The organism is Curvibacter sp. GW821-FHT09D12 (assembly GCF_059416245.1).
In genome coordinates, this window is record NZ_JBWKOU010000048.1 from 1 (window position 1) to 6,476 (window position 6,476).

3 protein-coding genes and 4 pseudogenes are annotated in these 6,476 nt (G+C 47.3%); all 7 read right to left on the bottom strand.

From position 1 onward, the window contains the following. Positions 1-1,839: 1,839 nt before the first annotated feature. The gene (locus AC07PT_RS30295) at positions 1,840-2,076 is read right to left on the bottom strand and encodes a hypothetical protein (RefSeq protein WP_494659174.1); all 237 of its coding nucleotides are present in this window, start codon (positions 2,074-2,076) and stop codon (positions 1,840-1,842) included. A gap of 310 nt (positions 2,077-2,386) precedes the next feature. Next, positions 2,387-3,934, bottom strand: a complete 1,548-nt coding sequence (locus AC07PT_RS30300; protein WP_494659175.1) for a YfjI family protein — start codon at positions 3,932-3,934, stop codon at positions 2,387-2,389. Positions 3,935-3,962: 28 nt separating this feature from the next. Beyond that, a complete protein-coding gene (locus tag AC07PT_RS30305) occupies positions 3,963-4,661 on the bottom strand; it encodes a tyrosine-type recombinase/integrase (protein ID WP_494659176.1) in 699 nt (232 codons plus the stop codon). Further along, a pseudogene (locus tag AC07PT_RS30310) lies at positions 4,659-4,832 on the bottom strand (site-specific integrase); the annotation flags it as partial. The pseudogene AC07PT_RS30310 and the gene AC07PT_RS30305, both read right to left, overlap by 3 nt. 21 nt (positions 4,833-4,853) lie before the next feature. Beyond that, positions 4,854-5,239, bottom strand: a pseudogene (locus tag AC07PT_RS30315) (IS481 family transposase); the annotation flags it as partial. A 425-nt stretch (positions 5,240-5,664) separates the two neighbouring features. Continuing rightward, a pseudogene (locus tag AC07PT_RS30320) lies at positions 5,665-5,871 on the bottom strand (IS3 family transposase); the annotation flags it as partial. Between the two features lie 12 nt (positions 5,872-5,883). After that, positions 5,884-6,113 (bottom strand): annotated as a pseudogene (locus tag AC07PT_RS30325) (IS110 family transposase); the annotation flags it as partial. Between the last annotated feature and the right edge of the window lie 363 nt (positions 6,114-6,476).

A 6,476-nucleotide genomic window follows, 5' to 3' on the forward strand; every position in this document is an offset into this window, starting at 1 on the left:
GCTTGCCCGGGAAGCAGTAAGCCTGGGTGCATCACGGCTGATTCAGGCCGGTCAAGATGGGATGACCAGCCGCTTACGTCCATGGGGGACGGGGTTGGAAGCATCAAACATTCTCCTGAGGTGAGGGACCAAAAAGAAACCCCGCTGGGCTGGACGCCGAGCGAGGTTTGGGGGCTGGAGGCAGGCTGGAAGTTGGCCTATCTGTCTCAGCTCAGGAGGGGGGATATGTGATTGAAAAATTCTGGAATCGAGCAACTCCAACCATCAGTCACTGGGTGCAGTCCCCTGTTAAGAACGGCCTCGGCGGGCCATCGCGTTGGCGAATCGGTCGCTCATCTTGAGCACGTGCTCTGAAAGCAGTGTTTCTGCGCGTTCCATGTCGTCAGCCTCCAGGTGTTGATTTCCATGCAATCCGCACCCCCCAGCTTCAATCCCATTTCCTTGCCAGACGTGAAGTCAAAGATGCTTTGAACAGGTCAGACCGGCAGCAGGTCAGCGTGGTTGTTGCACTGTGGGCCCAACGGGCACCACGTGATTTGAATGGAGCCGCTGCTGAGCGGTTCGTATCTGGGGCAGTACCAAGTGCATAAGCCCGTGTGTAGATGTGCAGTCTGTTCCTCGCTTCGAGCAGTTCGGCTTGCGTCAGTCGCCAGGAAACCGTCATCAAGAAAAACACCTATGGACATGAATACCCTATGGCTGGGGCACTGGATAGATGACTTGGCCGGTTGCTTACACTCTAAACACAAATATTTCGCGTTGACGTTTGATTTTTACCAATCCTTGGATCTGAAACGCCGTAACTTCTTCTCTCGGCGATGGGTATTAAAATTATGAACGCCTTCTATCGATAACAAGGCATCACAAAAATAATTCAGCGTTGCAGGGGTAGGCAGGGTATCACGCAGAACTTTTTATGAAGCAATACAGATGGTGACATCTTCACGAGCAATAAGCTCCTTCATTAAACTGAAATGGTTTTTTTCTATTTATTCAATCACACCGCTTTGTCTGGCAACTCCGCTCAAAGCCGGATGTTCCATGGTCGTGCCTTGTCGTCAAACAGGTGGCCAATCCTGATTGTAAATCCATTTATAACCCAGCCAACAAAGAGCTTCTATGGATATATTATTCAGAGTATGCCAATTCAGTTATTGGTTTTCACAGTCCAAAAAGCATGGTCGTAGCCGAAATCGCATTGGCATTTATATCAGGATAAAATCCAATAGAAGCACAACATTTCGATATCACTGCAAATTCCTTTTTTGCCAGCATGAGTGCTTCGCGGAAACTGACATATCAAGAGCCTGATTTTAATGATTGGTTCACCGATGCAGAACTCATCTGCGAAATTGCCTTGCTCAATGTTATTTATGGCTAGGCCTAAAATGGCATGCCATATTGATGGGTTGTGATTTATTTGCGAAAATTCAAACGGGGTCAGTAAATAGTTAATATTCAACCGTGCTGATTAGCGTTGTGCCACCAAAAAATCATCAAGGGAGAGGGGGGAATCTCAGTCTGGCAAATCAATTAATAATCGCCATTTTTGTGATTTTCAAAAATCAAATTGTCTTTTGCAAAATGTATATTGCTTGTATTTTTTTATTTTAATTCTAATTTAAATATCGAGAGCATACGGAGGTCTTGCTGCGCTCAGTTGAAAATCGGCAGTGTCATACCTTTCAAACATCGAGGCATATCGTCGACGCATAGATAGCGTCTTGCCAATAGCGGTACGCTTGTGTGATTAATTGAGCATCGCCATTATATATATTCGATCACTATATTGCTTGCGAATTTGACTGACTAATCGATCCGGTGCAATCTGTCAAGATGTCAAGAAAGCAAAATCAAGAAGGGCATTCGCCCTTCCACTAACTGCATGGCATTGAATTTACGTGCGACAGCATGCTCTTTGTTGATTGCTATGGCTTTTTGGTGCGTGAGAAATAGGGCTGAGGTTCCAAATAATATCACACATAACCCACCAACAGAAAATCTTCTTCTAGTTTTTAATGCTGAAAACATTTTTCGTCTTACATCTGCTATTGTTTCAATGCGAACTCCGCTCATGAAGACTATTTCTAACTGAGTTTTTATCTAAAAATTTATTAAAGATATTGACGATTTTCGGAAATTTCAGTACCTAATCCAACCGCTATTTTGTCTCCACACCTCCGATAAATTCTCTCGCATAGTAAGTTTCGATCAGATTCGCGATGGCTCAGTCTGTTGTGTATTCCAAACGTGTTCTAGCAGGCTGGGTCGAAGACAACGCCACAGCACTCTTGAGTTGGTTTTTCGTCAAATTATCAACAAAAATCAGTGAAAAATTAAAAATCCTGCTATTCATGCCATTCAATGGCACGAATAGCATATTTTCCTAAAATACAACAGCATTTATGGGCGGCAAAAATTCAGGGAATCTTGGACTCAACCCTATTGGAATTACCCATTCAGTACCATCTCTATCTTCAAAATAAATCGACTTTTCGGCATGCCACTGTGCCAACACCCTTGCTAGGTCCGAAGAGTTTCTAATTGGGCCATTCTGTCTAATTTCATTCCTTCTCATCCCCTCGCGGCTAGACGGCTTTTGATTAAACTGAAATCTCATCCAATTAGCTAATTTTTCAGAGCTTTGATAATCGGGACTGAACTTTCCAAAATATCCAAACAATGCCTTAAATCTCATCAGTTGAAGCATGCAATAACCCGTCGCACAAACCATATTTTGCTCGGATATTTCACTTGAACCATCTTCAAAATATTGATAAATTGAAGCCAATCTTATTGCATTCAATCCAGATTTTGATGCTGCGTCCCTCACCTCGGAAAAAAAGCAAGCATTTGCCTGTCTAATTTCAATTGAGTTGAAAAAATTAACCCAAACCGCTCTCGCACCGGATGACATGACCTGCACTTGTGAGCTCTTTCGATTCGGAATGCCTTCATTCTCAGAAAATTCACAAAAAATATCATCATCACCGGCAATCATGTTGATTATTTCTGATAACCTCATTTTAAATTTATCTAGATAAGGCGTGGGAGCGCTCTGAACCTCCTCCAATTTGATAAGTCTGTTGCCCTGCGTCGAATTAGGTTGAACAACAAAACACCGCGCCAAAAATCCAATATCTCTCGCAAGACTTTCCTTTTTTGACAAAAATTTTCTAAGGCTATTCTCCTGCGTCATCAACGATATAGTCAGTCTTGCATCGATGAATGAGAAGCTCTCAGAATTTTTTCTCTCCACAGAGAGTGGAGAGCCATCCCAAATCTGATTCAGAAGTGCCAGATCGGCCATAGCTCGACCATTAAGTATTCCACCCGCCTCGTCAGACATTAGACCCGCTGAATGCCCTTGAGTATAAAGACCGTATACGATTGCTTCTGGAGTGGCGTCTGTATAAAGTAACTTTAATCTTTTTGGTGCTATCGGCTCATTCTCATCGTGAGATATCAGAGTTTTTTCAACAACCAAATACTCCTGAGACAATGTGTTCATGCCTTTTATTTGAGAAATAATCCCCTTCCTCGCACTAAGCCATGCATCATGCTTAGATTTATATTCTTTATATTGTTTTTGATAAAGTTGTAGTTGATGATTTTCAAAATCTTTTATGGGAGAAGAAAATATTCTATCCACAGTGGATTTTCTCTCGCCAGATTCAGCTATTGTTAAAAAAAAGAGCCCACACGGTGAAATTGAGCCAGTCGCATCCTTGCAATTTATTCTTCCTTGACACACCAAAGACATAGCACCCAATGCGGATGCAAGAACCATTTCCTGCGGGGCTTTGGTCAACTGAGTCACTTCGTCGACCATATGAAAAATATCAGCAGGAATGGTAAGATTTTGCAAATTTACATTTGGCGCATAAAAAGGGTTATCACTCGAATATGTCTGAGAGTGTGTATAATAATTCATGCCAACTAACTCCAGTGGAATTCATCTATCAATTTTTATTTATATAAATCGTCGGTGGCTCATGTGAATCAAGGCGTCGATGGTCATAAATTCTGGTTGTCTGAATACGCGAATGACCAAGCCGAACTTGGACATTTGCTAAATCTGCACCATGCCTTAATGCTGATTTTGCTGCAGTTGCCCGAAATGCGTACGGATCCAAATTTTTGGATTTCCGCATGCCAGCCTTTTTCAAATATCGCAAGACAACTTTAGAGTAAAGATCATTCAGCGTGAGTGCTGTAGATGATTGACCACGGCTCGGTTTACGTATAGGTTGGAGCAATGGTCCATTATAATATTTGAAATCCTCTGCGGTATTTGGATATTCATAGGTCAATCGAAGTGTGTAATGATTTGTTGGAACATATCGAAGCTTTCCACCCTTTTCCTGTACTCGCAAATAAGCCACGCCTGATCGCTCCAAGTTACAATCCTTGACCAACAACTTGGTGACCTCTTCGCGTCTCAATCCGTGGAACAATGGCACTGCCAAAATGGCGCGGTCGCGGTCGCGGTCGCGGTCGCGTTTGCCCTTGAGCGTGAATGCATGAGGGGCATCAATAAGGGCGCGAGCCTGCCCATCACCCAAGGCTGGCGTCTTACCATTCGCATCGACCTTTGGTCGTCTTACCCCTCGCGCAGGGTTATGCGTCACGGCATTGCAGTTGCACAGATGGTTAAACACTGACGGCAGTGCTGAAAGCTTGCGCTGTATGTTCGATCCCGCCAGTTCTTGGCGCTCCAGTTCGGCACGCCAGGCCAAAACGTGCCCACGAGTCACCGCCCTGAACTCTTCTGGTTGTTCGATACCTGTGAAGGCGATGAAGGACTTCAGGTCGGTTTGGTAGGCCCTTCGGTTTTGGGCACTTTCAAGGTTAGCAAGGTACCCATAAGTCGGGTCCTGGGGCTTGAGGGCGTTGAGGCTGCCCACCCCATGGCGGCGCAGGCACCGGTTCAAGCCTGAGCGCGAGACATGGGGGCATATGAACTCGCGCGTGACAGCTAGCAGGTCATCCAGGGATAGCAGGAGGGTGCACCGCAGCTGGATCACCACGGTCTCTCTTGTGCGGGCGTCAGATCGGTCTGCAGGCGATGGGCCTTGTGCGAGCGGTCCCCAAAGACCTCGTGCTTCTTCCAAGTGTAGACCGTTTGCTCGGTGATGCCAAAGCGCAGGGCCAAGACACTGGTGGTCTCGCTGCTGGCCGTGATCTCGGCCCGCACTGCGGGCGTGGTGCGGGCGTTCTTGTGCAGGGCTATCAACATGGCTTGGTTCCCCGGGTGGATTGCAAGGACTTTATCAACTCCTGCAGAACAGCTCGGGCCATGAGCGCGGATAGTGTTTTCCGTCGATGCAATCGTCCGGGATGCGATAGTTAAGCAACAAATTGTAACGTCCAAGCACCTTGGCGACCCTTTCCAGTCGATTGATGAAGGCTGAACAACTCATCATTACACAGAGTTTTATTGGTGTTTCGTAACGTCAAGCACTTGCTGTTGAGGACATGAGTCGGCTTGGCTTTGAGGTCATCAGGCCTGGGGCCTTCATTGATCTGTTGTTTCTAGCCACCGAAGATGCGGTCAGCCGAAGCGCTGACGCGAACGGTCAACGATTTGGTCAAGCCGCCATATACCAGGCGTGAGTTGCTGGGTGAGGTTGCCCCTGAAAATCGGAGTGCATAACCCGGTCTTCAAGCAGGAGATTTTTGCTGCGCCGCCAACCAGCGATTCTCGTACTGCATGGGGCTCATGTAGCCCAGCGTGGAATGTAGCCGGGAATGGTTGTAGAACCCGATCCAATCCAAAATCACTTACCATGCTTACGCCCTTGTCCCAAACTTTTGACCGTGAACGCACGCCGTTTTCAAGTGCTCCCACAGGCTCTTGGTTCGGGCGTTGACGCTCCTATGTCAAGCGGCGCGCGCGGAGTCCGCCAAGTCAGCGAGTATCAACGGGTACAGCTCACGAACCATGTAGCGCTTGTGAGGCAGCGATGGATCTCTCCATCTTCGACAGGCCCTGTCCAGTGCGCCTGGGCGACGTATTCGTGGGTGCGTGCATCACTTCTCATTCGAACCATGGCGATGGTCCAGAGGGCGTTGTTTGCCTGTCGCTGTCCGCCGCGATTGAGTCGATGGCGGTGTCTGCGCCTGCAGCCACCAGCATCAGCATCAGCATCAACTCGCCCACCAATGGCTATTACAGGCCGGGCACCACCTTGACCTTTACGGTTAACTTTGGCTCTGCCGTCACCGTCACGGGTAGCCCTCGCATGGCCATCAACGTGGGGGCTCGACCGTGTATGCCAGCTATGCCTCGGGCAGCGGCACCATCGCCTTGACCTTCAGTTACATCGTGCAGAGCGGCGATACCGCGGCCTCGGGTATCACCCCCCGTGTCAGACTTGTTCGCCTCCTTAAAACCATAGAAACTAGGGGGTGTGGACGATGAGAGAACGACGTGGCCCGATACGGACAAGACTTCAAGAACAAAGCATTGGCAA